24 protein-coding genes are annotated in these 25800 nt (G+C 71.8%); 9 read left to right on the forward strand and 15 right to left on the reverse strand.

Going from position 1 to position 25800, the window contains the following annotated elements:
• Window positions 1–407: 407 nt before the first annotated feature.
• The 3 genes from HED23_RS33590 to HED23_RS33600 all read right to left on the reverse strand — a co-directional run bounded on the left by HED23_RS33590 (window position 408) and on the right by HED23_RS33600 (window position 2151).
• A complete protein-coding gene (locus HED23_RS33590) occupies window positions 408–1067 on the reverse strand; it encodes a DUF5063 domain-containing protein (protein WP_203187072.1) in 660 nt (219 codons plus the stop codon).
• Between the two features lie 83 nt (window positions 1068–1150).
• Window positions 1151–1750 carry a recombination mediator RecR gene (gene recR / locus HED23_RS33595; protein WP_099173476.1) on the reverse strand — a complete coding sequence of 200 codons (600 nt, stop codon included), beginning with the start codon at window positions 1748–1750 and terminating at the stop codon, window positions 1151–1153.
• Window positions 1751–1812: 62 nt separating this feature from the next.
• The gene (locus tag HED23_RS33600) at window positions 1813–2151 is read right to left on the reverse strand and encodes a YbaB/EbfC family nucleoid-associated protein (RefSeq protein WP_033296990.1); all 339 of its coding nucleotides are present in this window, start codon (window positions 2149–2151) and stop codon (window positions 1813–1815) included.
• Window positions 2152–2512: 361 nt separating this feature from the next.
• Between HED23_RS33600 and HED23_RS33605 the strand changes: the two genes are divergently transcribed.
• Window positions 2513–3298, forward strand: coding sequence for an SLATT domain-containing protein (locus HED23_RS33605; protein ID WP_203187073.1), 786 nt, complete (start codon window positions 2513–2515; stop codon window positions 3296–3298).
• A gap of 58 nt (window positions 3299–3356) precedes the next feature.
• Here the strand turns inward: HED23_RS33605 and HED23_RS33610 are convergent, their stop codons facing one another.
• The 3 genes from HED23_RS33610 to HED23_RS33620 form a co-directional block, all read right to left on the reverse strand.
• Entirely contained in the window at window positions 3357–4007 is a 651-nt protein-coding gene (locus HED23_RS33610) for a hypothetical protein (RefSeq protein ID WP_203187074.1), read from the reverse strand.
• 378 nt (window positions 4008–4385) lie between these two features.
• Window positions 4386–5099: a GntR family transcriptional regulator gene (locus HED23_RS33615; protein ID WP_203187075.1), complete on the reverse strand. Its 714-nt coding sequence runs from the start codon at window positions 5097–5099 to the stop codon at window positions 4386–4388.
• A gap of 91 nt (window positions 5100–5190) precedes the next feature.
• A complete protein-coding gene (locus HED23_RS33620; RefSeq protein ID WP_203187076.1) occupies window positions 5191–6564 on the reverse strand; it encodes an aspartate aminotransferase family protein in 1374 nt (457 codons plus the stop codon).
• A gap of 183 nt (window positions 6565–6747) precedes the next feature.
• Here HED23_RS33620 and HED23_RS33625 point away from each other — a divergent pair, with 183 nt between their 5' ends.
• The 3 genes from HED23_RS33625 to HED23_RS33635 all read left to right on the forward strand — a co-directional run bounded on the left by HED23_RS33625 (window position 6748) and on the right by HED23_RS33635 (window position 9744).
• Window positions 6748–7377 carry a DJ-1/PfpI family protein gene (locus tag HED23_RS33625; RefSeq protein WP_203187077.1) on the forward strand — a complete coding sequence of 210 codons (630 nt, stop codon included), beginning with the start codon at window positions 6748–6750 and terminating at the stop codon, window positions 7375–7377.
• Complete coding sequence (locus tag HED23_RS33630; protein ID WP_203187078.1) at window positions 7374–7868, forward strand: MarR family winged helix-turn-helix transcriptional regulator; 495 nt, start codon at window positions 7374–7376, stop codon at window positions 7866–7868. The genes HED23_RS33625 and HED23_RS33630 overlap by 4 nt, the downstream gene beginning before the upstream one ends.
• Window positions 7869–7971: 103 nt before the next feature.
• Complete coding sequence (locus tag HED23_RS33635) at window positions 7972–9744, forward strand: serine/threonine-protein kinase (RefSeq protein ID WP_203187079.1); 1773 nt, start codon at window positions 7972–7974, stop codon at window positions 9742–9744.
• Between the two features lie 53 nt (window positions 9745–9797).
• Here the strand turns inward: HED23_RS33635 and HED23_RS33640 are convergent, their stop codons facing one another.
• The 3 genes from HED23_RS33640 to HED23_RS33650 form a co-directional block, all read right to left on the reverse strand.
• Window positions 9798–11255 carry a PucR family transcriptional regulator gene (locus HED23_RS33640; RefSeq protein ID WP_203187748.1) on the reverse strand — a complete coding sequence of 486 codons (1458 nt, stop codon included), beginning with the start codon at window positions 11253–11255 and terminating at the stop codon, window positions 9798–9800.
• A gap of 410 nt (window positions 11256–11665) precedes the next feature.
• A complete protein-coding gene (locus HED23_RS33645) occupies window positions 11666–12154 on the reverse strand; it encodes a hypothetical protein (protein WP_203187080.1) in 489 nt (162 codons plus the stop codon).
• 242 nt (window positions 12155–12396) lie between these two features.
• On the reverse strand, window positions 12397–13284 hold the full coding sequence (locus HED23_RS33650; RefSeq protein WP_203187081.1) for a glycoside hydrolase family 19 protein: 888 nt from the start codon (window positions 13282–13284) through the stop codon (window positions 12397–12399).
• Between the two features lie 265 nt (window positions 13285–13549).
• Here HED23_RS33650 and HED23_RS33655 point away from each other — a divergent pair, with 265 nt between their 5' ends.
• Window positions 13550–15103 carry a substrate-binding domain-containing protein gene (locus HED23_RS33655; protein ID WP_203187082.1) on the forward strand — a complete coding sequence of 518 codons (1554 nt, stop codon included), beginning with the start codon at window positions 13550–13552 and terminating at the stop codon, window positions 15101–15103.
• A 368-nt stretch (window positions 15104–15471) separates the two neighbouring features.
• Here HED23_RS33655 and HED23_RS33660 read toward each other — a convergent pair whose 3' ends face one another.
• Window positions 15472–16755, reverse strand: a complete 1284-nt coding sequence (locus tag HED23_RS33660) for an adenylosuccinate synthase (RefSeq protein ID WP_203187083.1) — start codon at window positions 16753–16755, stop codon at window positions 15472–15474.
• A 186-nt stretch (window positions 16756–16941) separates the two neighbouring features.
• Between HED23_RS33660 and HED23_RS33665 the strand changes: the two genes are divergently transcribed.
• Window positions 16942–17778 (forward strand): diacylglycerol kinase, encoded by an 837-nt coding sequence (locus tag HED23_RS33665; RefSeq protein ID WP_203187084.1) that lies wholly within the window; start codon window positions 16942–16944, stop codon window positions 17776–17778.
• 160 nt (window positions 17779–17938) lie between these two features.
• Here HED23_RS33665 and HED23_RS33670 read toward each other — a convergent pair whose 3' ends face one another.
• On the reverse strand, window positions 17939–18457 hold the full coding sequence (locus HED23_RS33670) for a GbsR/MarR family transcriptional regulator (protein WP_203187749.1): 519 nt from the start codon (window positions 18455–18457) through the stop codon (window positions 17939–17941).
• A 91-nt stretch (window positions 18458–18548) separates the two neighbouring features.
• Here HED23_RS33670 and HED23_RS33675 point away from each other — a divergent pair, with 91 nt between their 5' ends.
• From HED23_RS33675 to HED23_RS33685, 3 genes are read left to right on the forward strand one after another with little or no spacing between them, the layout of a single operon-like run.
• The gene (locus HED23_RS33675; protein WP_203187085.1) at window positions 18549–19511 is read left to right on the forward strand and encodes an ABC transporter ATP-binding protein; all 963 of its coding nucleotides are present in this window, start codon (window positions 18549–18551) and stop codon (window positions 19509–19511) included.
• Entirely contained in the window at window positions 19508–21184 is a 1677-nt protein-coding gene (locus tag HED23_RS33680; protein WP_203187086.1) for an ABC transporter permease, read from the forward strand. The genes HED23_RS33675 and HED23_RS33680 overlap by 4 nt, the downstream gene beginning before the upstream one ends.
• Window positions 21185–21220: 36 nt before the next feature.
• A complete protein-coding gene (locus HED23_RS33685) occupies window positions 21221–21607 on the forward strand; it encodes a hypothetical protein (protein WP_203187087.1) in 387 nt (128 codons plus the stop codon).
• Here the strand turns inward: HED23_RS33685 and HED23_RS33690 are convergent.
• The 4 genes from HED23_RS33690 to HED23_RS33705 form a co-directional block, all read right to left on the reverse strand.
• Window positions 21590–22795 (reverse strand): cytochrome P450, encoded by a 1206-nt coding sequence (locus HED23_RS33690; RefSeq protein WP_203187088.1) that lies wholly within the window; start codon window positions 22793–22795, stop codon window positions 21590–21592. The genes HED23_RS33685 and HED23_RS33690 overlap by 18 nt on opposite strands.
• Before the next feature lie 9 nt (window positions 22796–22804).
• Window positions 22805–23473, reverse strand: coding sequence for a response regulator (locus tag HED23_RS33695; RefSeq protein WP_203187089.1), 669 nt, complete (start codon window positions 23471–23473; stop codon window positions 22805–22807).
• Window positions 23470–24777: a sensor histidine kinase gene (locus tag HED23_RS33700; RefSeq protein ID WP_203187090.1), complete on the reverse strand. Its 1308-nt coding sequence runs from the start codon at window positions 24775–24777 to the stop codon at window positions 23470–23472. Before HED23_RS33700 ends, HED23_RS33695 begins: the two co-directional genes overlap by 4 nt.
• 73 nt (window positions 24778–24850) lie before the next feature.
• Window positions 24851–25726, reverse strand: coding sequence for an alpha/beta hydrolase (locus HED23_RS33705; protein ID WP_203187091.1), 876 nt, complete (start codon window positions 25724–25726; stop codon window positions 24851–24853).
• Window positions 25727–25800: the final 74 nt, after the last annotated feature.

Raw genomic sequence — 25800 nt, forward strand, 5'->3', positions numbered from 1 at the left:
ATAATGGTGCGGTCGGCTCAGTCTAACGAGCAGTCCGGAATCGACCCGTCGGTACCGAATGGTGAGATGTCCCGCCCACCGGTTGGTACGGAGTGCCGTTCCGAACTGCTCGTACCGGACTGTTGCCCCCTTGCCCCCACCGCACGCCTGTTTGTGTCCCAGGACACAGGCGGCACCAGCCGCCCGACAGGCACAGGGAGCACAACGGGCACAGGCAGCACAGCGGGCACAGGCACCACGGCGGGCGGCACCGGGCGGCAGGCCCCACACCGCCGACGCGCTGGACAGGCCGGACGCGCCGGTCAACGGATGCACACCGGACGCACGACGCACGGACGCGCAGGAGGACCGGACGCGCGCCGCACGCCGCACAGGAGGACCGGACGCCCACCACAGAGGCCCTGCGGCTACAGGACCGGCCGCAGGCCCAGCGGCCCCGCGATCTCCTCGGCCATCACGCGCCCCGCCTCCTCGGCCAGGTCCCCGTCGCCCGGGTCCTGGTCCGTGTCCAGGCCGTCGAGCTCCTGCAGCGGCTGGTTCAGCCGGATGTGGGCGATCAGGGACTGGAGCGCGCGCAGGGCCGCCGAAGCGGTGGAGCCCCAGTTGGAGAAGTACGAGAACTGCCACCACCACATGGCCTCCGCCGTGCGGTCGGCCTCGTAGTGCGCGAGGCCGTGTCCCAGGTCCGTGACCAGGTCGGCCAGGTCGTCGGAGATGCGGTGGGGCACGGGCGCCTTGCGGGGCTCGTACGGGTCGAAGACCTCGGAGTAGACGTCGATGGGCTCCAGGAGCTCCGCGAAGCGCTCACGCAGCCCGTCGGCGTCCGGTTCGGCTCCCAGGTCCGGCTCGTAGCGTTCGTCCGGGAGGATGTCCTCGTACGCGCCGAGCCTCCCGCCGGCCAGCAGGAGCTGGGAGACCTGGAGGAGCAGGACCGGAACGGCCTCTTCGGGCTCCTCGGCCTTGGAGACCTCGGTGACCGCGACGATGAACGTCTTGATCTGGTCCGCGACCTGGACGGCGAAGTCGTCCGGATCCTGCGTGACGGAGTTCAGCGTGGCGTCAGACATCGAGGGGACCTCCCGTGGGCAGGGTCGCGAACGGTGTGTAGAACATAGCGCCGCCGCACGTAAAGCCGCAGTCAGATGCCTGGTCACACATCGAGCAGCCGCCTCCCCTCGAAGGCGCGTCCGAGGGTGACCTCGTCCGCGTACTCCAGGTCGCCACCCACGGGCAGCCCGCTGGCCAGCCGTGTGACCCGCAGGCCCATCGGCTTGACCATCCGGGCGAGGTACGTCGCGGTGGCCTCGCCCTCCAGGTTGGGGTCCGTCGCGAGGATCAGCTCCGTGATGGAGCCGTCCGCGAGCCGGGCCAGCAGCTCCCTGATGCGCAGGTCGTCCGGGCCGACGCCCTCGATGGGACTGATCGCGCCGCCGAGTACGTGGTAGCGGCCCCGGAACTCACGGGTCCGCTCGATCGCGACGACGTCCTTGGGTTCCTCGACCACGCAGATGACCGAGCGGTCGCGGCGCGCGTCGCGGCAGATGCCGCACTGCTCCTGCTGGGCGACGTTGCCGCAGATCTCGCAGAAGCGGACCTTGTCCTTGACCTCGAGGAGGGCATGGGCCAGACGGCGTACGTCGGTGGGCTCGGCCTGCAGGATGTGGAATGCGATCCGCTGCGCGCTCTTGGGACCGACGCCCGGCAGCCTGCCCAGCTCGTCGATCAGCTCCTGAACCACGCCTTCGTACAACGGAACGCCTTTCCTTTTTTTCCTGCTCGCACCGTATCCGGTACGCCTGAGTAGCTACAGGGTCAGAACGGAAGACCCGGCATGCCGCCGCCGAGGCCCTGGGCCAGCGGGCCCAGCTTCTGCTGCTGGAGCTGCTGCGCGTTCTCGTTCGCGGCCTGGACCGCGGCGACCACGAGATCGGCGAGCGTCTCGGTGTCCTCCGGGTCCACCGCACCCGGGTCGATCACCAGGGCGCGGAGCTCGCCGGACCCGGTCACGGTGGCCTTCACGAGGCCACCGCCCGCCTGTCCCTCGACCTCGGTCCTGGCCAGCTCCTCCTGGGCCACGGCGAGATCCTGCTGCATCTTCTGGGCCTGCTGGAGCAGCTGCTGCATGTTGGGCTGGCCACCACCGGGAATCACGGTCACTCCTGGCACTTCGACGACGGATTGTTTCGGTACGCCGAGCCTACGTGTTCGCCGGACACCGTGCCCCACCCGCCGGGGACCAACTCTTTCGGGTGAGTTCTGAAAAGTGCCTGCCCTGCTCCTATACCTGACCAGAGGCCATGTCCACCCGGGAATCCAGCGATTTCGACCCCGCGGCCCACCATTCGGCGGTAGGAAGAGCATGCGTATCCGTACCCATACACATAGTGAAGGTAACGCAGAGTTACACGAGTGGGGCCCCGGTCATATGCCGGTATCAGTCCCGCCCCTGACCGAGAACCGTGCCGATCCCGCGTCGATACGCGCCGAACGCAGAGTGCAGAGGAGTGCCCCGGTGAGTCAGCCGGAGATGCAGCCCGAAGGGCCGCCCCGCAAGGAGCCCGGCGCGGGTTCCGGTGCCGGCACCGGAACCGCATGGTCCGGTCCGCGCTACGGTTCGAGCCCCCGGGACCTGACCGGCCGCGCCTTCCCCCTCGGCGACTGGGGCGAGCCCGCCGAACGGCTCGACGAGCTCTACCGCTGGGTCGAGGCCGGCGCCATGGAGACCGCCGACTGGTACCTGCGCGACCGGGTCCGGAAGCGGCGCACGGCCAGAGCGCTCCGGCTCGGCACGGCGGCCGGGCTGGTCGCGGGCGCGGCACTCCCCCTCCTCGATCTGACCGGGCAACTGCACGGCTCGGCCGGCTGGGGGTATCTGTCGCTGCTCCTGGGCGCCGCCTGCATGGCGTGCGACCGGTACTTCGGGCTGACGTCCGGCTGGATAAGGAACCTCGCGACGGCACAGGCCGTGCAACGGCGCCTCCAGGTGCTGCAGTTCGACTGGTCCTCCGAGTCCGTCCGGGAGGTGCTGGGCCCGACGGAGGGCACCGCCAGCGAGGCCGCGGAGCGGTGCCTGGGTGTCCTGCGCCGCTTCTCGGAGGACATCACCGAGCTCGTCCGCATGGAGACGGCCGACTGGATGGTGGAGTTCCGGGCCGGCCCCGCGCCCATGGGAATGCAGTCGCTGGTGTCGGGCGGGCCGGGCGGCCGCCCCGAGCACGGGGCCGCCCCCGGCCGGCTCACCCTGCCGGTGGCCAGGCCGAACATGCCGCGCCAGCGGCCGCCGGAGCCGCCCCGCTGACGCCGGAGCCGCCCTGCCGGAGGAGCGGGACGGCGGGCGGCCCGGCGGACGCGACGGATCAGCTGAAGATGATCATCGAGCCCTGCGCGAGGCTGCGGGTGGCCGCCGTGTGCAGGCCGAGCCAGACGTGCCGCTCCCTGGCGAAGGGGCTGTCGTCGTACGGAACCGGGGCGGCCGGTTCCTCCAGCGTGGTCGGACCCGCGGGCGGAAGGGGCGCGGCCGGCGGGTTGGCCGGATCGATACCGAGGGACGGGGCGACGAACTCGAGCTCGCGCAGCAGGCCGTGGGAGGAGCCGAGCGGACCGCCGCCCTCCAGGAGCTGGTCGTCGGAGAGCGGATTGGGGAAGTCCACCGGCACGTAGGCTCCGGCGTGGTCGTAATGCCAGACCAGGTGCGACTCCTGCGCACTCTGCTCGAACATCTCCAGCAACTGTTCGTAGTCACCGCCCAGTTCGTCGACGGGCGTGACGGCGAGGCCGCTCAGCTGGAGCAGGTAGGCGCGCCGCAGGAAGTGCAGGGCGTCGTAGTCGAAGCCCGCGACCGGGGCGACGTCCCCGGTGAGTCCTGGCATGTAGGCGTAGACGGGCACGGGCGGCAGCCCTGCCTCCGTCAACGCCTTGTCGTAGACGGCGATCTCTTCGGCGAACGGGTTGTCGGGGCTGTGGCACAGCACATCGACGAGGGGGACCAGCCACAGGTCACAGGCCACGAAGTCTCGCTCTCCAACGGTTCGTGCGATGGTCGGGCAAGCGTAATGCGGCCGGGACCGCGCGCACAGGGTGCGGGCGGTCCGCGAGCCGGAGGGCGGGCCGGACCGGCCCCTTGCCGGCCGGGACCGGAGGGCCGACGGTCCGCGGACCGCCGGGACAGCCCGGACAGTCGCCTGCCTACCCGGACCGGAGAACAGCCTGGGCGCTCCCTCGCCGGCCCGGACCGGAGGACAGCCCGGACGCTCCCTCGCCGGCCCGGACCGGAGGGCAGAGGTTCCGCAGAGCGGAGGACAGCCCGGGCGCTCCCCTGCCCGCCCGGGCCGGAAGGCGGACGGTCCGCAGACCGGAGGACAGCCCGGCCGCGGACCGGTGTGCGCTCAGCCGTGGCCCGGGTGCGGGGGGTTTCCGGCGGCCAGCCGGTCCGCCCAGTTCAGCCCGTGCGCGTAGTAGGCGTCCAGCACCGCCCGTACGGCGGGCCCGTCGGCGGCCGCGATCGCCTCCACCAGTTCCTGGTGTCCGTTCCACAGCCAGTCGCACACGTCGGCGTCCCCGCGCAGATACGGCACGGCGAACGCCCAGGCCTGCATGCGCAGCCGTTGCAGGAACTCGTTGATGTAGGTGTTGCCGATGACCGTGCCGAGCTCCCGCCAGAACCGCAGGTCGTAGCCGATGAGGATGTCGAGGTCGCCGCTGCGCGCGGCCCGTGCGGCCTCCTCGGCCCGGCGGCGTACGGAGACGAGGGCGGCCCGGTGGGCGCCGAGCACGAGGGGCGCCGAACCGGACCCGTCGAAGATTCCCCGGAACACCCCGTCTATGACCAGGGCCCGCGCCTCCACCATCGACCGGTAGTCGGCGACGGTGAATTCGCGGACCCGGAAGCCACGGTGCTGGTCGGATTCGAGCAGTCCCTGCGCGGAGAGGTCGAAGAGCGCCTCCCGGACGGGCGTCGCGGACACTCCGTACTGCTCGGCGATCTGCTTGACGGTGAACTCCAGCCGTGGCCGCAGACGCCCCGCGAGCACCTCGTCACGCAGTGCGTCGGCGATCTGCTGCCGCAGCGTACTGCGGGTCACACCTCCGCTCGCACCCATGACGCCCCCTCCCGTTCTCGGCTTGGGTCACCATAAGCCAGGGCAAGTGCCCGCTTCCGGGCACGGGGGAGGGCGTCGTGTCCGGTGCCGTCTACACGGTGTGCTCGTCGGCGACCGAAAGGGCGGCGTCCAGGGCCGCGAGCCCTTCCTTCGCCTCGGCCTCGGTGATGTTGCAGGCGGGGACGACATGGGTGCGGTTCATGTTGATGAAGGGCCAGAGGCCGTTCTGCTTGCAGGCGGCGCCGAAGGCCGCCATCGGGGCGTTGGCCTCGCCCGTCGCGTTGTACGGGACCAGGGGTTCGCGGGTCTCCCTGTCCCGGACAAGCTCCAGCGCCCAGAACGCGCCGAGCCCTCGCACCTCGCCGACGGACGGGTGGCGATCGGCGAGTTCACGCAGGCCGGGGCCGAGCACGTGCTCGCCCAGGTGCGCGGCGCTCTCGACGGTCTTCTCGTCCTCCATGACCTTGAGCGTGGCGACGGCGGCGGCGCAGGCCAGCGGGTGACCGGAGTAGGTGAGCCCGCCCGGGTAGGGGCGTGTCTCGAAGGTGGCGGCGATCTCGGCGCTGATGGCGACGCCGCCGAGCGGTACGTAACCGGAGTTGACGCCCTTCGCGAACGTCATCAGGTCCGGTACGACGTCGTGGTGGTCGGCGGCGAACCACTTGCCGGTGCGCCCGAACCCGGCCATCACCTCGTCCAGCACGAAGACGATCCCGTGGCGGTCGCAGATCTCCCGTACGCCCGCGAGGTATCCGGGGGGCGGCGACATGATGCCCGCCGTACCGGGGATGGTCTCCAGGACCACGGCGGCGACGGTCGCCGGCCCCTCGAAGGCGAGGGTGTCCTCCAGGTGCTGGAGCGCGCGGGCGCACTCCTCGGCCTCCGTCCGCGCGTAGAAGGGCGAGCGGTAGAGGAACGGCGCCCAGAAGCGGACGACGCCCGCGGAACCGGTGTCGGACGCCCAGCGGCGCGGGTCTCCGGTCAGGTTGATCGCGGTGGCGGTGGCACCGTGGTACGAGCGGTAGGCGGAGAGCACCTTCTGGCGTCCGGTGTGCAGCCGGGCCATGCGGACGGCGTTCTCGACGGCCTCCGCACCGCCGTTGGTGAAGAAGATCTTGTCCAGGTCGCCAGGGGTGCGCTCGGCGATCAGACGGGCGGCCTCGGAACGCGCCTCGACGGCGAACGCCGGTGCGAACGTGGCGAGTTTCCCCGCCTGTTCCTGGATCGCGGCGACGACGACGGGGTGCTGGTAGCCGATGTTGGTGAAGACGAGACCGCTGGTGAAGTCCAGGTAGCGGTTGCCGTCGTAATCCCAGAAATACGCCCCCTCGGCGCCGGCGACGGCGAGCGGGTCGATCAGGCCCTGGGCGGACCAGGAGTGGAACACGTGCGCGCGGTCGGCGGCCTTCACGGCCGCGCCCGCTTCGGAGTCGACGTACGGGGCGCGAGAGGCATCGGGGCTCATACGGCGAGCGTATGCGGCGGTGCGGCCCGTCCTCCATGGCCACTGTGTACGGCGTGGGCCGTCCCGCTCGGCAGGGTGTCGGGTTCCCGCCCGGAACCATCCCGATTGACAGCATGCTGTCATCATGACAGCCTTCTGTCATAAGGTTCAGCGTTCACGAGGTTCCCGCCACCGGAGGCCATCATGACCAGCACGACCGTTCACCTGGCCGTCTACGACACCTTCGCCGACTGGGAGCCGGGCTTCGCCACGGCGCAGCTCACCCAGCACGGCCGCACCGTGCGGACCGTCGGCCTCACCACCGCGCCCGTCACCACCATGGGCGGGATGCGCGTCCTGCCCGACCTCGCGCTCGACGAGCTGGACCCCGGCGACAGCGAGCTGCTGATCCTCACCGGCGCCTCCCTCTGGGACTCGGGCGACGCCCTGGCTCCGTTCGCCCGTGCGGCGCGGACCTTCCTCGACGCGGGTGTGCCCGTCGCGGCCATCTGCGGGGCGACCGCGGGCCTGGCCCGCGAAGGGCTGCTCGACGACCGCGCCCACACGAGCGCGGTGTCGTTCTACCTCGCGGCCACGGGATACGCGGGCGGCGCGCACTACGTGGAGGCCGACGCGGTGACCGGCGCCGACGCGGGTGCGGCCTCCGGCACGGCCCCGCGAGGCGCCCTCGTCACGGCGGGGCCGACCGAGCCGGTCGCCTTCGCCCGCGAGATCTTCGGCCTGCTCGGGGTGTTCGAGCCGAAGAAGCTGGACGCCTGGTACCGGCTCTTCCACGACTCGGACGCGAGCGCGTACGAGGTGCTCGAAGGATGAGCGGGAAGAACGCCACGGACGACGAGAACGGCGCCCGGCTCAGCCGCACCGCGATCGGGGTGTTCCGGCTCAACGGCAGGTTCCTGTCCGTGGCCGAGGAACTGGCCGGGCCGGTCGGACTCACTGCGGCCCGGTGGCAGGTCCTCGGCGCGGTCCTGGCCGAGCCGCTTCCCGTGTCCGGGATCGCCCGCGCGATGGGCATCACCCGGCAGAGCGTCCAGCGGATCGCGGATCTGCTGGTGGACCGGGGGTTCGCCGAGTACGTCGCGAATCCGTCCCACCGGCGGGCCAAGCTGCTCAGGCCCACCGCGGAGGGCCGGGCCGCGGTGAGCCGGATGGACCCTGCCCACGCGGAGTTCGCGGAACGGCTCGCAGGGGAACTGGGCGAGGAGGAGTTCGCGCGTACCGTCCAGGTCCTGGAACGGCTCTCGGCCGCCATGGACACCCTGACGTCCCCGGCCGGGTCGCCGCCGGAATCCTCCCGGGGCTGATCCGCCCGCGCCGTCCTCCCCGGGGCCGCGGGCGGTCCGTGGCCAGGTCCGCCGCTATTCTCGGTCCACGGGCCGTCACGGCCGCACGGGGAGGAAGCGCACCATGGACGAGCTGAGCTCCGGCGATCCGCAACGCATCGGCAGATACCGTCTGTTGAGGCGGCTCGGCGCAGGCGGGATGGGCCAGGTGTTCCTGGCCCGCTCGGACCGGGGCCGTACCGTCGCCATCAAGCTGGTCCGGCCCGAGCTCGCCGAACAGCAGCAGTTCCGCGACCGTTTCCGGGCGGAGGTGCAGGCCGCCCGGAAGGTCGGAGGTTCCTGGACGGCGCCGGTGCTCGACGCCGGTGTGGACGACGCGGTGCCGTGGGTGGCCACCGGTTACGTCGCCGGCCCCTCGCTCCACCGCATCGTCTCGGGCCGCTCCGGTGCCCCGGTGGCCGAGTCCGGGGCGTACGGTCCGCTCCCCGGACGCTCCGTCAGGGTCCTGGGCGCCGGGCTCGCGGGGGCTCTCCAGGACATCCACCGCGCCGGGCTGATCCACCGCGACCTGAAACCGTCCAACGTCCTGGTGACGATCGACGGCCCCCGGGTCATCGACTTCGGCATCGCCCGGGCTCTGGACACCGTCACGGACGGGGGCCTCACACGCACCGGCGCGATGATCGGCTCACCCGGCTTCATGGCACCCGAGCAGGTACGGGGCGAACGCGTGACGCCCGCGTGCGACGTGTTCTGCCTGGGGTCCGTGCTGGCGTACGCGGTGACCGGCCGGCTGCCGTTCGGCGGGGCGGACAGCGGGGGCCACGCCCTGATGTACCGGATCGCGCAGGAGGACCCGGACCTCACCGGCGTGCCCGGCGACCTGGTCGAACTGGTCCGGGACTGCCTCGCGAAGGACCCGGCCGCGCGGCCCTCCACCGATGCCGTCCTGGAGCGGCTGGGTGACACGGACACGGCGGAGCCGTGGCTGCCCGGTGCGCTGATCGCCCAACTGGGCCGGCACGCCGTGGAACTGCTGGATTCCGAGGACCCGGAGGAGGACGTCCCGGAGCAGGAGCAGACCCCGCGAACGGCGCCTTCGGCGCCCGCGCCCACGCCGCCTCCCGGACCGGTCCCGCCGCCCGCCGTCACGCACCGGGCCGCCCCCACCCGGGTCGGCCCGACCGTGCCGCACCAGGCACCCGCACAGCAGCAGGCGTACGGGTACCCCCGGCCGCAGGCTCCCGTACACGGATACGGATACGGCCCCACTCCTCCGCACGGACCGGCCGGCGCCACTCCCCCGCACGGACCGGCCGGCGCCTTCGCCCCGCCCGCACCGGCGCGCCGCCGCGGAGCGGGCCCGGCCCTGTTGCTGGCCACCGCGGCGCTGCTCGTCGCCGCGGGGGCGGGCTGGGGCGTCTACACCTTCACGCGGAGCGCGGACGACGGCTCGACGGCCTCCTCCACCAACGGGGCCGGATCGTCCGAGGGCGGCACGGACGCGGACGGCACGGAGCACGACGGCAAGAACGCCGACGGCACGGTCCCTTCCGGACTCCTGGGGACCTGGTCCGCCCAGGTCGGCTCGGACGGCACGTCCACCCGACAGCTCATGGTCAGGCAGGGCGGGGTGGGCGACAGCGTCCTGACCCTCACCGCCGAGGGCCCGCTCGACACGGGAGGTTCGTACCGCTGCGTCTTCCAGGCCGACCTGGAGAGCGAGCCCTCCACCGGCGATTCCGTGCGCCTCGGGTCCTCCCGGGTCACCGAAGGTGAGCCGATGTCGTCGTGCGCCCCGGGAAAGCCCACCGTCCTGACGCTGCTGCCCGACGGCAACCTGCGCCGCGAGATCACGTCCTCCGGGCAGAGCCTGACGTACAGCAAGACGGGCTGAGCCTGACGTACTGCAAAACGGGCTGAGACGGCCGCGAGGCCGGGCCGGTCGGCTCAGGCCGCGAGATCCACCGTCCGGAATGCGAGCCACAGGTCGTAGCGCGCGCTCGGCGCCTGGAGCAGCGACCGGCCCAGCAGGGCCTCGAGCCGGGTGAGGCGCTTGCGCGCACCGGGCACCGAGATGCCGAGTTCGGCCGCGGCCGGGCTCAGCTGTCCCTCGCAGCGCAGCCACGTCCTCAGGGTCTCCTCGCCCATGGGCCCGGCCCGGCCGAGGAGTCGCAGCTGCTGGACGGCCCAGTCCTGGACGCCGGGGGCGCGCAGAACCACGTCGAGGTCCTCGGAGACCGCGGGCCCCTCCCGACGCGTGCGGTGCAGCGCGGGGGTGGCCCTGATCCGCAGGGCCAGGTCGACGGCCGCCTGGTCCGCGATCCGGTTCAGGTCCAGGCCGAGGAGTTCACCGACGAGCTTCAGGCGGGAGGCCAGGGTGTTGCGGTGGATCTTCAGGTGCTGGGTGGCGTGGGAGGAGAACGCCAGCCAGGACGCGACTGTCGCCGCCAGTTCCTGGCTGCCCGGGTCCTGCGAGCGGCGCGGCAGATGGGTGAGTAGGGGCGCGAGCAGGACATCGGCCCACCGCGCCCCGGCGGCGCCGACGACCAGCGCGGGCTCCTGGGCGGCGCCGAATCTGGCGTGACGCCCGGGGACTCCACGGGCGACGGCGAGCGCGTGGAAGGCCTGCCGGTAGGCGGTCGCGGTGTCGGGCAGCCGCACTTCCTCGCTGACGCCCACGACGCAGTCGTCCACGAGTCCGGCGACTGCCAGACCGAGGGTGCGGCCCTCCTCCGGCCCTTCCGCCTCCGTCTCCTCGTCCGCGGGCACGATGAGGATCAGATGGCGGGCGTACACCGGGCAGCGCACGATCCAGGTACGGCCGCCCGAGGCGTCCGCGCAGATCCGGGCCACCTCGTCCCGCTGTCCGCCGGAACACTCGACGACGCAGACGCGCACGGGATCAGGGAGCTTCGGCCGCAGGGCGCCTGCCACCTGATGGGCGATGGAAAGCTGGCCCGTCATCAGCAGGTGCAGCACGGCCTCACGCCCCCGGGACTCCGCCAGGTCCACCCGCCGCCGCTTGCGTTCGACGCTCTCCGACGCCCAGGAAAGGGCCAGCGGCATCACCGCGTCGGCCATCAGCGTGGTCAGCCCGCCGGGCAGCGGCTTGGGTGCGACGAGAGCGAGGACCGGGCCGTGGTTCTCGGGTTTCCGGTCGAGGGGGAGCAAAAGCGCGGAGCACTCGTCGGTGTCCAGGGAGTACGAACCGGTCCCCCGTGCCGTCAGCTCCCTCGCCGCCCGGGAGGCGAGCCCGGCCGCCTCATGGCCCGGCCACCGTACGTTCCCGGCCACGGCCTGGAGCACCGTGCCGCCTCCGTCCAGGATCCCGGCCCAGCCCTCCGCACGCTGGGCCAGCCTGCGCAGCAGCTCGGGCGATCCACCGGTCCGCGCGAGCCGGTACATCAGCAGTACGTCGTCGGCCCGTTCGTGAGCCCGCACGTCTTCTCCGTTCCTCCCCGAAACCGGAGTGCAGAGTACCGGTCAGGTTGTGCGGTCTGATACCCGTCGGGAGCCACACGGTGCGAATTGAATCTCCCGGCGCGCCGCCGGGTCCCCCTAGAGTCCGCAGCGTGTTCCGGGACGTTCGGGGGACGTCGGGGGACGTCGGGGGACGTCGGGGGACGTCCGGACGGCACGGCGGCAGCGGCTCACGGGGGTGGTCGCTGTCGTCGGCCCGCACCGCTGTCGTCGGCCCGCCGCTGTCATCGGCCCGCACCGTGGCCGACGGCCCACGCCGCTGTCGTCGGCCCACGCCGTTGCCGGCGCTGCCGCCCCGCCTGACCAGACCGCGCCGCAGGCCCGGGGCAAGGCGCTCACGCAGGGAGCACCTTCGCCTCTCCCACGGCGGCGAGCAGCCAGATGGGGAACTCCGGATCCGCCTGCCCCACGGCCAGACCGAGCCAGCGAGTGCCTCCGGGCACACGCCATACCTGCATGCTGCCCGCGAGGTTGCAGAGCTGCCCCATCGGCTCCGGGGCCATGTCAGCCCCTTCGTCCCGTTCCAGATAGGGCCAGAGGTCGACCGTCTCCGGCTCGCCCCATCGCTCGCTCAACGCGGTCGCCACGGCGCTGAACCCGTCCTCGATCTCCTGCTCGGCGGGCTCTACGACCTCGGCGGACCGGTCGTCCCAGAAGTCCCGGCTGGCCCGCAGGATCAGCAGATGGTGTCCGGGTCCGCTGCTGTGCATCTCGCTGTCCTCGCTCTCCTCCCCCTCCGGGAAGGGCAGGGCGAGGGAGCTGTCGATCAGGGCCAGGTGGGCCTCGGTGGTCGTGGGCGGGGTGCCGGTGCTGTCCGTGTACATGGCGCGTGATCCTGCCAACCCCGCTCCCCTGAAGACCAATCGGGGCCGTCGCCGCCCGAGGGGCGCCGGACACGGAACGGGCGGCCCCGCACGCGAAGGAAGCGGCGGCCCGGGACGAGAGCGGCGGGTCCACCGGGTCGAGGGGCGGCCTCGGCGGGGGTGCGCCGGCCTGTCGAAGGCACGAAACGGGGGCGCGTCCGGCCGGTGCCGGGCGCGCCCCCTCTCCCCGGGGTGGGGCCGGGTCAGCAGCTCAGGTTCGAGCCGGGTGTGGTGCCGAGGATCTGGACGAAGGCCTGGTACTTGGCGATGCGGCTCTGGACCTGTCCGGGGTTGCCGCCGTTGCACTCCAGGCTGCCGTTGATGGACCGGATGGTCTCGCCGAAGCCGGCGCCGTTGACCATCGCGTTGTGGGGCGTCATGGTGCCGGGTCCCGACTGGGTGTTCCAGTACCAGAGACCGGTCTTCCAGGCCACGGAGGCGTTCTGCTCCACCTGCCAGGGGTTGCCGAGCAGGTCGATGCCGAGCGCGTCACCGGCGGCCTTGTAGTTGAAGTTCCAGCTGAGCTGGATCGGCCCACGGCCGTAGTAGGCGGCCTGACCGGCAGGGCAGCCGTACGACTGGCTGGTGTCGCAGTAGTGGGGGTAGTTCGCGGTGTTCTGCTCCACGATGTGGACCAGCCCGCCGGTCTCGTGGCTGACGTTGGCGAGGAAGGCCGCCGCCTCCTGCTTCTTGACCGTGTCACTGCCGGTTTTGGCGAAGCCGGGGTACGCGCTCAGCGCGGCGGTGAGGCCGCTGTACGTGTAGAACGAGTTCCGGCTCGGGAACATCTGGTTGAACTGCGACTCGCTCACGACGAAGCCCGAGGGGTTCGGTGTCCCCGGGTCCGTGCCGCCGCCGCAGCTGCCCTGGTCCGCCCAGACGTCGGCCGTGCCGGGCCGCTCGTTCTGGGTCCACCACTTCGCCGACCAGTTCCGCCCGTTGTACGAGGCGGAGCCACCGCCCCAGTAGACGGCGGAGGCGCTCCAGGCCGGGGCGCAGGCGGCAGCCGAAGCGGTGGAGACGGGGAGGAAGACGAACGTCGCGATGAGCGCGCCCAGTGCGACGATCAGGCTCATGACACGTTTGGCCACGTGATCACTCCTTCGGCGCGGCGCCGCGCTGAGCGTGCGCCGTCATGGGGGGTTGCACCAACTGAAGCGTCGATGGTCTGGACCTGTCAAGGTCTAGACCAAAACTCGCCCTCTGGCGCATCCTCCTCAACTCTGCTTCCACAGAAGCTGGTTGAACGCGAGACGAACTTCACCGGAAGGAATCCGGAGGCTCTCCTACCACCCGGTTCCCGGTCGTACGGTGACGCCATCCGGCACACCGCACCCACGAGGGAGCGCGAGCACCATGGACTGGTTGTTCACCCCCGAGAACGTCATCGCCGTCCTCACCGCCCTCCTGGGCGTCGCGACGTCGGCGGGCGTGCTCTGGTACGAACGCCGCGTCCCACGCCGCAAACGCATCGGCTACCGCGTGCAGATGGACACCCCCATAGGCAGCGAAGTCAGCCAGGGCCGGGCCAATGTGCGTCTCGGGCTCTTCGACGAGACCCCGGACATGGCCGACGCCACTCTCGTCCTGCTGCGCATCGAGAACGACGGCTCACAGTCGATCGGCGACGAGGACTACACCGGACGCGGTGAACTCAACGGGCTGACGGTGGAGTTCACCGGACGGACGGTCCGAGGGATCGCCGTGACCCATTCGTCGGACGCCGATCACCTCATGGACCACTTCACCCCGGCGGCCGGCTTGCGGCACGACGGATCGGTCATCCGGCTGCCACGCGTCCCGCTCAACCGCAACGAGCACTTCAAGCTCCTGGTCCTGCTCACCGGTTCGCACGTGGGCGGCCCGATCAAGGTCACCGGGGGAATCCGGGACGGTGCCGTGGCGCGGAACAAGGCCGCCCGCCCCGACGAGAAACCTCCACTGTTCGGCCAGGCGTCCAGGATCATCACCGTGGCCCTCACCACCTGCGTGGTCACGCTCGCCGGCATCATCGTCGTACGGGACGACTCCCCGCCGCCGATGGACTGCGCCAAGGGCACCCTCACCGTCACCGGCTCCACTGCCTTCAGGCCGGTCATGGAGGAGCTGAAGGAGAAGTACGAGGACGAGTGCGAAGGCGCCAGGATCCGCCTGGACATCCACGGCAGCAACGCCGGCGTGCGGAAGCTCGACGCCACGGGCGCCAAGGCCGGATCGGCCGGCTCCCCTTCCATGATCGCCCTGTCCGACGGCCCCCGGCCGGCCGCTCTCACCGAGCTGCACGGGAAGCGGGTCGCGATCTCGCTGTTCTCCCTCGTCGTCAACGACACGGTGCCGGTGAAGGACCTCACCCTGGACCAGATCAGACGGATCTACGCCGGCGAGGTCCGCAACTGGAACGAGATCGTGGAGGGCGGCCCCGACCTGGACATCCGGCTCGTCAGCCGGGACGCCAACTCCGGGACCAGGGAGGTGTTCCAGCGCCGTGTCCTGGACGCCAACGAGCCCGCCACGTCCTCACGCGACTGCACCACCAAGGACTACGCCGACGCCCCGGTACTCCGCTGCGAGCTCGACGGCACGGACCAGGTCCTGGCCGAGGTCGCCCGCCTCGACGGCGCGATCGGCTACACCGAACTCCGGGGCGGCGCGGTGCCCGACGGGGCGCACCGGACAGCCATCGACGGCACCACCCCCTCGGTCGACACGATCGCCACCAGCAGCTACCCGTACCGTGAGATCGAATACGCGTACACCTACGGATCGCCGCCCGCGAACTCCCTGGTGGCCGGGTTCCTGAACTACCTCGACAACTACGGCGAGGAGATCATGCGCACCAACGGCCACCTGCCCTGCGCGACGCCGAAGGGCATGCGGCTCTGCGGGGAGGACTGGACCCTCCCCGAGTAAGCGCCGCCGTGGGCGGGCGGGGGCGGCAGGCACCCCCGGCAGCACCGTGGGTCCCGGCGTGGGCGGCAGGCACCCCCTCCTGCCGTCCGCGCCGTGTAAGCCCCTCGGACACCCCTTCCCATGCCGCCTCCGGCCGGTGCCCGGTCACGCACGGCTCGACGGGGCCGCGCTCACCCCGCCGGCCCGTGGAGCAGCGGTCCGCGCGGTCCGGGGCGGCTCCGCGTGCTCCCCGCCGCGGGTGGACGCGGGGCCGGACGCGCCACGGCCCGGAGCTGCGCGGGTGGCCGTGCGGAACGGAACGGCCGGACCTTCCACGAGGGAAGGCCCGGCCGCCGTCGCGCTGCTCCCGAGGGAGAGCTGGGAATCTCCTACAGGAAGGAGTTGATCTCGATCGTCTCGGTACGGCCCGGGCCGACACCGATCGCGGAGATCGGGGCGCCGGACATCTCCTCCAGCGCCTTCACGTACGCCTGCGCGTTCTTCGGCAGGTCGTCGAAGGTCTTGGCCTTCGTGATGTCCTCGGACCAGCCCGGCAGCATCTCGTAGATCGGCTTCGCGTGGTGGAAGTCGGTCTGGCTGTAAGGGAGTTCCTCGACGCGCTTGCCGTCGATCTCGTACGCCACGCACACCGGGATCTGCTCCCAGCCGGTCAGCACGTCCAGCTTGGTGAGGAAGAAGTCGGTGAGGCCGTTGACCCGGGTCGCGTACCGCGCGATCGGGGCGTCGAACCAGCCGCAGCGGCGGTCGCGGCCGGTGGTGACACCGCGCTCGCCGCCGATCCTGCGCAGCGCCTCGCCGTCCTCGTCGAGAAGTTCGGTCGGGAAGGGTCCGGCACCGACGCGGGTGGTGTAGGCCTTGAGGATGCCGATGACCCGGCTGATCTTCGTCGGGCCCACGCCGGATCCGGTGCAGGCGCCGCCCGCGGTCGGGTTCGACGAGGTGACGAAGGGGTAGGTGCCGTGATCGACGTCCAGCAGGGTCCCCTGGCCGCCCTCGAAGAGGACGACCTTGCCCTCGTCGATGGCGTTGTTCAGGATCAGCGTCGTGTCGGCGACGTACGGCTTGATCTGCTCCGCGTACTGGAGCATCTCCTCGACGATCTTGCCGGACTCGATCGCGCGCCGGTTGAAGACCTTGGCGAGGAGCTGGTTCTTCTGCTCCAGCGCCGCCTCGACCTTCTGCTCCAGGATCGACTCGTCGTAGAGGTCCTGGACGCGGATGCCCACGCGGTTGATCTTGTCGGCGTACGTCGGGCCGATACCGCGCCCGGTGGTACCGATCTTGCGCTTCCCGAGGAAGCGTTCCGTCACCTTGTCGACGGTGACGTTGTACGGAGTGATCAAATGAGCGTTGCCGCTGATCAGGAGCTTGGACGTATCGACGCCTCGCTCGTTCAGACCGCTCAGCTCGGAGAGCAGGACCGCCGGGTCGACGACGACACCGTTACCGATGACCGGGGTACACCCCGGCGACAGGATTCCGGAGGGGAGGAGATGCAGTGCGTACTTCTGGTCGCCTACGACAACCGTGTGGCCGGCATTGTTGCCGCCCTGGTAACGCACCACATAGTCAACGGATCCACCGAGGAGGTCGGTGGCCTTCCCCTTGCCCTCGTCACCCCACTGAGCACCGAGCAGCACAAGTGCGGGCACAGGCGTACACCCCTTCCGGGCGGGGCATGTCCAAGGTCAGGGGGCGTACGTAAAGGTCGTACCTGCCGCACGACGATGTGCGGCAAAGCCTGAGCCGTCGAACCGGGTGCCCCGGAATAGACGAAGCCCCTGGCGCAATAGCGCAAGGGGCTCTTGCACCAAGATGCTACCCGAGGAAGGACCGAGGTGTCGGCTGCAGAGCCCCCCGGCGACGGCGACCACCAGCTACTCGTACTCATCGACCCCCTTGCCCGCCGCTACGACGGCGAGTCCGTGCGCATCGCGAAGGACGTGCTGAGCGCCGGCGCGCACGCCAAGATCTGCTTCGCGGACAGCCCTGACGAGTTCGCCAGGGCCCTGTCCCGGCGGGGTTCGCGACGCCCCGTCGTCGTCGGCGACGACCACGCGCTGCTGCGCGCCGTGTCCCAGCTCCACCGGGAACGGGAGCTCGCGGACAGCACGCTCGCCCTGATCCCGGTCGGCGCGGCGCACACGCTGGAACTCGCCCACGCACTCGGCGTGCCCACGGGTGCCGTCGCGGCGGCACGAACCGCGCTCGACGGGACGGCCCGCCGGCTGGATCTGCTCGTCGACGACAGCGACGGAGTCGTTCTCGGTGAGCTGCGCATCCCGGCGACCAGACCCTCACCGGGCGCGCACCACACGGTCTGGGACACCTGCCGCACCCTCGTGGCGTCCCTGGTCCGCCCGGCCCCTCCCTCGCCCTCCGGCCCCTCCCGCAGCCATCGGCTGCGGGTGGAGGCGGACGGGGTCCTGCTGAACGACCTGGACCGGCCCGTCGAGGGCGTCTCGATGGCCGCCCAGGGCGACGGGGGCCTGGCGGACGTGGTGATCCACACGGCCTCCGGCGACACGCACACGGTGGAGGCCAAGGCGGTCACGGTCTCCGGCCCGGACTTCCGCTACCGCGCGGACATACAGGTCGCGGGTCCCGTGAGGACCCGCACCTGGACGGTCCGCGCGGGCGCCTGGGGGCTGGTGCTGCCCACGACGGGCGCCTGAGGCCGCCCGGGCCCCAGGGAAATCACAGACCTCGGAACTCTCGGAACTCACCGACCTCGCGGAACCCTGGGGACTCACCGACCTCGCGGACCCCTGGGGACTCACCGACCTCGCGGACCACGGAACTCACCGGCCTCGCGGACCACGGAACTCACCGCCCTCAGCCGGCCGTCCTGCGGCTCTCGCGCCACCGGGCCATGACGCCGACCAGCTCGGCCTGCATGAACTCGAAGAACTCCGCCGTCTCCACGAGCCGGGCACCGGCCGGGGTGTCCTCGCCGAGGGAGCGCGCGCCCTCCCTCAGCGTGCGCTCCCACCGGGTCAGCACCTGTTCGCGGCTCGCGAAGGTGGCGTACCAGACGTCGTCGCGCAGGCGGTAGCGGTCACGGCGTGAGCCGGGGTCCCTTTCCCGGCCGACCATGCTGACCTGGCTGAGGTAACTGACCGCCCCCGAAACGGCGGCCGGGCTGATCCGTAGCTGCCTGCCGAGGTCCGCCGAGGTCATGGAGCCGTCGTCGTCGGCGAGGAGGGACGCGAAGACGCGGGCGGCCATCCGCTGCATCCCGGCCTCCGTCATCTCGGCCGCGAAGCGCTCGACGAAGCGCGACGCCGCGTCCTCGTCACGCCCGGCACCCGCGCCGACCTCCGCGCCCCCGGGTTCTCCGGTCCCGTTGGCCATGGCCTCCGCCGCCTTCTCTGCTCTGATCACGACCCAACTTTATACGCTTCCTTAACTTCACAATTTTGTGAAGCGAGCGTATTTTCACAAAATGACGAAGGCAATCACCGTGGCCGGACTGCACAAGTCGTTCGGGCGGACACACGCACTGGACGGCCTCGACCTCGCCGTCGAGGCAGGCGAGGTCCATGGCTTCCTGGGGCCGAACGGCGCCGGGAAGTCGACCACCATCCGGGTCCTGCTGGGGCTGCTGCGCGCCGATTCGGGGGCGGCCCAGCTGCTGGGGAAGGATCCGTGGCACGACGCCGTGGAGCTGCACCGGCGCCTGGCCTACGTGCCCGGCGACGTGGAGCTGTGGCCCGGCCTCACCGGCGGCGAGGCCATCGACCTGCTCTCGCGTCTGCGCGGCGGGGCCGACAGACGGCGCCGCGACGAGCTGGTGGAGCGCTTCGGCCTCGACCCCACGAAGAAGGGCCGGGCCTACTCGAAGGGCAACCGCCAGAAGGTGGCCATCGTGGCCGCACTCGCCTCCGACGCGGAACTGCTGCTCCTGGACGAGCCGACCGCCGGGCTCGACCCCCTCATGGAGGTGGTCTTCCAGGACGTCATCCTTCAGGCGAAGGCAGCGGGCAGGACGGTGCTGCTCTCCAGCCACGTCCTGGCCCAGGTCGAGAGACTGGCCGACCGGATCAGCATCGTCCGCCTCGGGAGGACCGTGCAGTCGGGGTCGCTGAGCGAGCTGCGGCACCTCACGCGTACGACGATCGAGGCCGAGACGGACCGGCCGGCCGACGGGCTCGACCAGCTGCCCGGTGTGCACTCCCTGGAGGTCACCGCCGACGGAACGGGGAGCGGGGGCCGGGTGCGCTTCGCCGTGGACGGCGCCCACCTCGACGGCGCCGTGCGCAAGCTCGCCGAATTCGGCGTACGCGGCCTGATCAGCCACCCGCCGACCCTGGAGGAGCTCATGCTCCGCCACTACGGCGACGAGCTCGCCGCCAACGGCCCCGGCCACGGCCCCGCCGGCGCCTCGGGTCCGGGGAGCGCGCGATGAGCGCCACGGCCGCCACCGGCACCGGCACCGGCACCGGCACCCCCACGACGACGCGCACCTCCGCCGGTCACGGAGCGCTGACCGGGACCCTCGCCCTGGTCGGCTTCAACCTGCGCAGGGACCGCGTCAGGCTGCCCGTGTGGGTCCTCGCGCTGTTCCTCGGCACGCTGTCCACGGCCGACGAGTTCAAGACCCTGTACGCCGCCCCCGAGGACCGCGCCGCCGTCCTCGGCACCATGGACAGCCCCGCCGGGCTCGCCATGACCGGGCCCCGGCACTATCTGGACGACTACACCTTCGGCTCGATGCTCGGCCACCAGATGCTCGGCTTCCTGGCCGTCCTGGTCGGCCTCATGAGCGTCCTGGCCGTCACCCGCCACACCCGCGAGGAGGAGGAGACCGGCCGTGCGGAGCTGGTCCGCGCGACCGTCGTCGGACGCCACGCACACCTGGCCGCCGCACTCTGGGTCGCCGTCGTCGCGAACCTCTCGCTCGCCGCACTGCTCGCCGTCGGGCTCGGAGCGATGGACCTGGCCCCGGGCGGCACCACGGGCTCGCTCCTCTACGGCCTCGCGCACGCCGCCGTCGGCCTCGTCTTCGCCGGCGTCGCCGCGGTCACCACGCAGATCACTGCTCACACCCGGGGCGCCTCCGGCATGGCGCTGGCAGCCGTCGGTCTCGCGTACGCCCTCCGGGCCGCCGGTGACGCGGGCGGCGACGACGCCCTCTCCTGGCTCTCCCCGATCGGCTGGGTCCAGCGCACCTACCCCTACGTGGACAACCGCTGGTGGCCGCTGCTGCTCTGCGCGGCACTAGCCGCCCTCCTCGCCGGTGCCGGATTCGTCCTGTCCGCACGACGGGACGTGGGCGCGGGGCTCCGTGCCGCCCGGCCGGGCCGCCCGACGGCGTCCGGCGCGCTGCTCCGGCCGCTGGGGTTCGCGCTGCGTCTGCACCGCTCGGTGCTGGCGGGGTTCGGGGCCGGACTCTTCCTGATGGGCGCGATGTACGGGTCGATCCTGGGCGAGGCCGACGACATGCTGAAGAACATCGACCAGATCCAGGAGGCGCTCCGGAGGATCGGCGGCGCGAGCCCGGCAGAGTCGTTCGCCTCGATGATCATGGTGATCCTCGCGGTGGTCGCCTCCGTCCACGTCGTGACCGCGGCCCTCCGGCCCCGGGCCGAGGAGAACTCGGGCCGCGCCGAACCGCTCCTGGCGACCGGCCTCTCCCGTGTCCGGTGGGCGGGCAGCCATCTCGTGGTCGCCCTCGCCGGAGGCACGGCGCTGCTCCTGCTCGCCGGACTCGGGATCGGCCTCGCCGGGGCGGCGTCGGCCGGCGACTCCGGGCTGGTGCTCTCACTGACGGGTGCGGCACTCGCCTACGCACCGGCCCTGTGGGTCACCGCCGGTGTGGCCGCCGTCCTGTTCGGCTGGCTGCCGCGGGCGGCCCAGGCCGCGTGGGCGGTGCCGGCGTACGCGTTCGTGACCGGCTACCTGGGCCAACTGCTCCGGTTCCCGGACTGGATGAACGGACTGTCCCCCTTCGGGCACGTCCCGCAGCTGCCCGCGGCTCCCATGGACTGGACGCCCATGGCTGTCCTCACACTGGTCGCCGCCGCCCTGGTGCTGCTCGGCCTGGAGGGCTTCCGGCGCCGTGACCTGCAGACGAAATAGGGAACCGGCCCAGCGCGCACGTACGTCATGAGGCACATGGAACAACGTGACGCGGCGGGATACGGCGGGTGTGCGGCGGCAGCGCTCGGGGCGGCCACCGCCCTGTACGTCTGGGGCTCCTCGGGCCGCACCCAGCGGCATCTGGGCGCCGGTTTCGAAGGACACGGAAGGGACCTCTCCGTCCTGTGGACGGAGCTGCCCCTCGTCCTGCTCGCCGGCATCCTGATACCCCCGCTCACCTGGCTGCTGACCCTGCGTCTGCTCGGCAGGCGTGGCCCCCTGCGGTACCGGGCCCTCGTCGCGGCCGTGTGCACCGCGGGCGTGTTCGCCGCGGCCACATGGGGCCTCCACACCTGGGCGAACCCTCACAACCCGGATCACATCCGGCTCTCGGGCGCCCTCGTCTCAGATCTCGACGAGTAGCTCCCGGAGTCCACGGATCACGTACCCCGGGTTCCACTCCGGTTCCGCGGTCAGCCGCATCCCGGGCGCCTTGCGGAGCAACTCGCCGAAGGAAGCAGCCAGTTCCAGGCGGGCCAGCGGGGCGCCCAGGCAGTAGTGGATGCCCGCGCCGAACGAGATGTGCGGGTTGTCCTGCCGGGACAGGTCCAGCGTCTCCGCGTCGGCGAAGCGCTCCGGGTCCCGGTTGGCCGAGGCGAAGAGCAGCGCGACCTGCGAGCCGCGCGGAATGACGGTGCCGTCGATCTCGATGTCGTCGAGGACCCAGCGCGCGAACATGGGTACCGGGGTGTCGTAGCGAAGCAGTTCCTCCACCGCGGTCGGCAGGAGGCCGTGGTCGCCGCGCAGGGCCGCCAGTTGCTCCGGGTGCCGGAAGAGCATCCACCAGCTGTTGACGGTGGCGTTGACCGTCGCCTCGTGACCTGCGTTGAGCAGCAGCACACAGGTGGAGATGATCTCCTGCTCGGTCAGCCGGTCCTCGTCGTCGTGGGCGGCGATGAGCCCGGAGATCAGGTCGGTCCCCGGGTCCGCGCGCCGCGCCTCGATCAGTTCGCGCAGGTAGGCGGAGAACTCGACAGACGCCTGGACGGCGGCCCGCGCGGTCTCCTCCGGCGGGTTCAGCTCGAACATCCCGCAGATCGCCGCCGACCACGGCCGCAGCAGCCCCCGGTCGGCCTCCGGGACACCGAGCATCTCGGCGATGACGGCCACCGGGAGCGGCTCGGCGACCTGGCTCAGCAGATCGCCGCCGCCCGCCGCCACGAAGTCGTCGACGAACCCGGCGGCGAGCCGCTCCACGGTCGGGGCGAGCGCCTCGACCCTGCGGGGCGTGAAGGCCTTGGCGACCAGCCGCCGGATCCGGGTGTGGTCAGGGGCCTCCAGATCGAGGATCCCGTGACCGTTGAGCGTGTGGAACGGTTCGTGGGCCGCCGGCGGGGCGGTCACCCCGAACTCGTCGTGGCTGAAGCGGTGCAGATACGTCCGCCCCAGCCGCCGGTCGCGCAGCAGCCCGGACACATCGGAGTAGTGCGGGACGAGCCACTGCCGCGTCGGCTCGAAGTAGTGCGCCCGGCCGGTGGCGCGCAGCGCGGCGTAGGCGGGGTAGGGGTCGGCGACGAACGCCGGGGACCAGGGGTCGAAGGACACGTGCATGAGCCGACGCTATCCGGGCGTGACCAGCCGCGCCTCGTACGCGAACACCGCCGCCTGGGTCCGGTCCCGCAGTCCGAGCTTCACCAGGACGCGGCTCACGTGCGTCTTGATCGTCGACTCGGCGACCACCAGGTGCGAGGCGATCTCCAGGTTCGACAGTCCCTGGGCGATCAGCACGAGCACCTCCGTCTCCCGCTCCGTGAGGTCGCCCATCCTGGCCATGGCGGGAGGCCGTGGCGCATCGGCGATCCTCGAGAACTCGGTGATCAGCCGCCGGGTCACCGTCGGAGCGAGGAGCGCCTCGCCGGACGCCACCACCCGTACGCCCTCGGCGAGCTGCCGGGCCGAGGCGTCCTTCAGCAGGAAGCCGGAGGCGCCGGCCCGCAGGGCCTGGTACACGTACTCGTCCAGGTCGAACGTGGTCAGGACGAGCACCTTGGCGTCCGCGTCCGCTGCGACGATCTCGCGGGTCGCCTCGATGCCGTTGAGCTCCGGCATGCGGATGTCCATCAGCACGACGTCGGGCCGGAGTGCCGCGACCTGGGAGACGGCCTGCCGCCCGTCGACGGCCTCGCCGACGACCTCGATTCCGGGCATCGCGTTGAGCAGTACGGAGAATCCCTCGCGGACCATCATCTGGTCGTCGACGATCAGGACCCGGATGGGCGCTTCGCTCATGCTCCCTCACCTGCCTCGACCCGCTCCGCCGTCACCGGGAGGAACACGGCGACCTCGTAGCCGCCGTCCCCGGTGGCCCCGGCCGTCATCTCGCCGTTCAGCATCGCGACCCGCTCCCGCATCCCCGTGATTCCGTGTCCGGCGCCCGGCGACGGCTTGACCAGCCCTCGCGCGGGGCCGTTGACGACGCGCAGGCCCAGTCCGCCGAGCACGTAGCCGATCTCCACCTTGGCCGTGGCGCCCGGCGCGTGCCGGAGCGTGTTGCTCAGTGCCTCCTGGACGATCCGGTACGCCGACAGCTCGACGCCCTGCGGCAGTACCCGCACCGCCCCGGTGACCGTCTTCTCCGTCTCCAGTCCGGTCTCCCGCACGTTGTCCAGCAGCCGGCCGATCTCGGCGAGGGTGGGCTGCGGGGCGTCCGGAGCCTCGTAGTCCTCCGCGCGTACGACGCCGAGCACCCGGCGCAGCTCGGTGAGCGCGGCCACGGCGTTCTCGCGGATGGTGGCGAAGGCCTGTTCCAGCTCGGGCGGCGGGTTCTCCACCCGGTACGGGGCGGCCTCGGCCTGGATCGCGACGACCGACATGTGGTGCGCGACGACGTCGTGCAGCTCACGGGCGATGGTGGTGCGCTCCTCCAGGAGCGTGCGCCGGTCCCGCTCGACGGCGGTGACGGTGCGCTGCACGGTCACCTCTCGCTGTCCCTCGCGGCGTACCTGCAGCAGGGCGACGAAAAGCAGACCGAAGGCGGAGACAACGGCCATCGGCGCCGTGTTGGTGAAGCCGGGCCCGATGTTCCACAGGAGGCTGCCGACGGACAGGGTGATCAGCCACATCCACGCGGCGGTGCGAGGCCGTGTCCGTGCGGCGACCACGATGAGCACACCCAGGTGGCAGGCGAAGGCCGCCGGCGGCCAGGGCCAGCCGTCGCTGCCCACGACCGCGACGACCGGCGTCGACACGATCGACACCCAGAACGCCAGGACGGGACGGATCAGCGTCATCATCAGCGTGGCGGCCGGGAGGAACGCGGTGATGAGCGTCGTGACGCCGAACGGGGAGTAGGTGTTCGCGATGAAGACGCCTTCCAGCAGCGAGATCAGCGCGACCATGCCCACCACCGCGTGCGGGAACCAGACGGCGCCCTTGCGGAACGGCTTCGGGAGGCGTCGGATGACGGGTCCGTCCGTGCCCAGCGGGCCCAGCGGGCGGTAGTCGAACACGTTGTGGAGCAGGTCCTGACGAAGGCTGTCTATCGCCGCCGTGGCCGCCTGGCGCTCCGGGCTCTGGGTCTTGGTCTCGGTCACGCTTCCACGGTAGGGGCCACGCCCGCCCCGGTCGTCAGCAGTGATGTGGATCCTTCGCCGTCCGTCGCAAGTACTACCAGGCCAGCTGGGCGATCTCCTCGGCCACCACCGCGCAGGCGTCCGCCGCCGGGTCGATCAGCGGGAAATGCCCGACCCCGTCCAGCAGCGTCAGCCCCACCATCTCACCGGCCTTGGCCGCGGCGTCCACGAACGCCTCGGTGACGGCCTGCGGCACAGTGGTGTCCTCCACCCCCTGGACGACGGCCGTGGCGATCCCGGTCGGCAGCAGCAGAGCCGGATCGACGTGCGCGCTGCGCGCCTCGAAGTCGTCCGCGCCGCCGAGGAGCTGGTGCAGCGCACCACCGCAGACGTCCAGCTCCACCGCGCTCGCGAAGTCACCGATCGGCGCCAGCGCGACCACGCCGCGCAGCGGGGGTGCGGCGGGCAGCCGCCACCGGGAGCCCTCGGGGAGGACGTGCCGGGCTGCCGCCCACAGGGCGAGCTGCCCGCCCGCCGAGTGACCGGTGACCACGGTCTTGCGCAGGTCCGCCCCCGGCAGTTCCCGGGCCGCCAGCGCCGGCAGGGCGTCCATCGCCGCCGCCACGTCGTCGAAGGTCTCGGGCCAGCGCCCCGCGACCGGGCCGGCCGTGCCCTGCTGCGGGATCTCCCCGCCGCGCCGGTACTCGACGCTGGCGACGGCGAACCCGCGCCGCGCGAGGAAGTCCGCGAACGGCGACACGTGCTGCCGGTCGTACGGCGCCCGCCAGGCTCCACCGTGGAGGAGCACGACGAGCGGTGCTCCGGCCCGGCCGTCCCGCGGCGCGAAGAAGTCGATCACCTGGTCGGGGTGGCTCCCATAGGCCGCGGACCCGTCGGGGGCGACCACCGGATGTGCGAACGCCGACTCGGTCTCGGCGGCGTCGCGGTCACGCGCGGGAGTATCCGACATGCTGCTCCAACCGTCCTGTGCCCGTGCCCAACTGGACTGACCTGCGGGGACGGTACCAGTACGACGGGTCGCCG

This window comes from Streptomyces pratensis, assembly GCF_016804005.1.
Lineage (GTDB): Bacteria > Actinomycetota > Actinomycetes > Streptomycetales > Streptomycetaceae > Streptomyces > Streptomyces pratensis_A.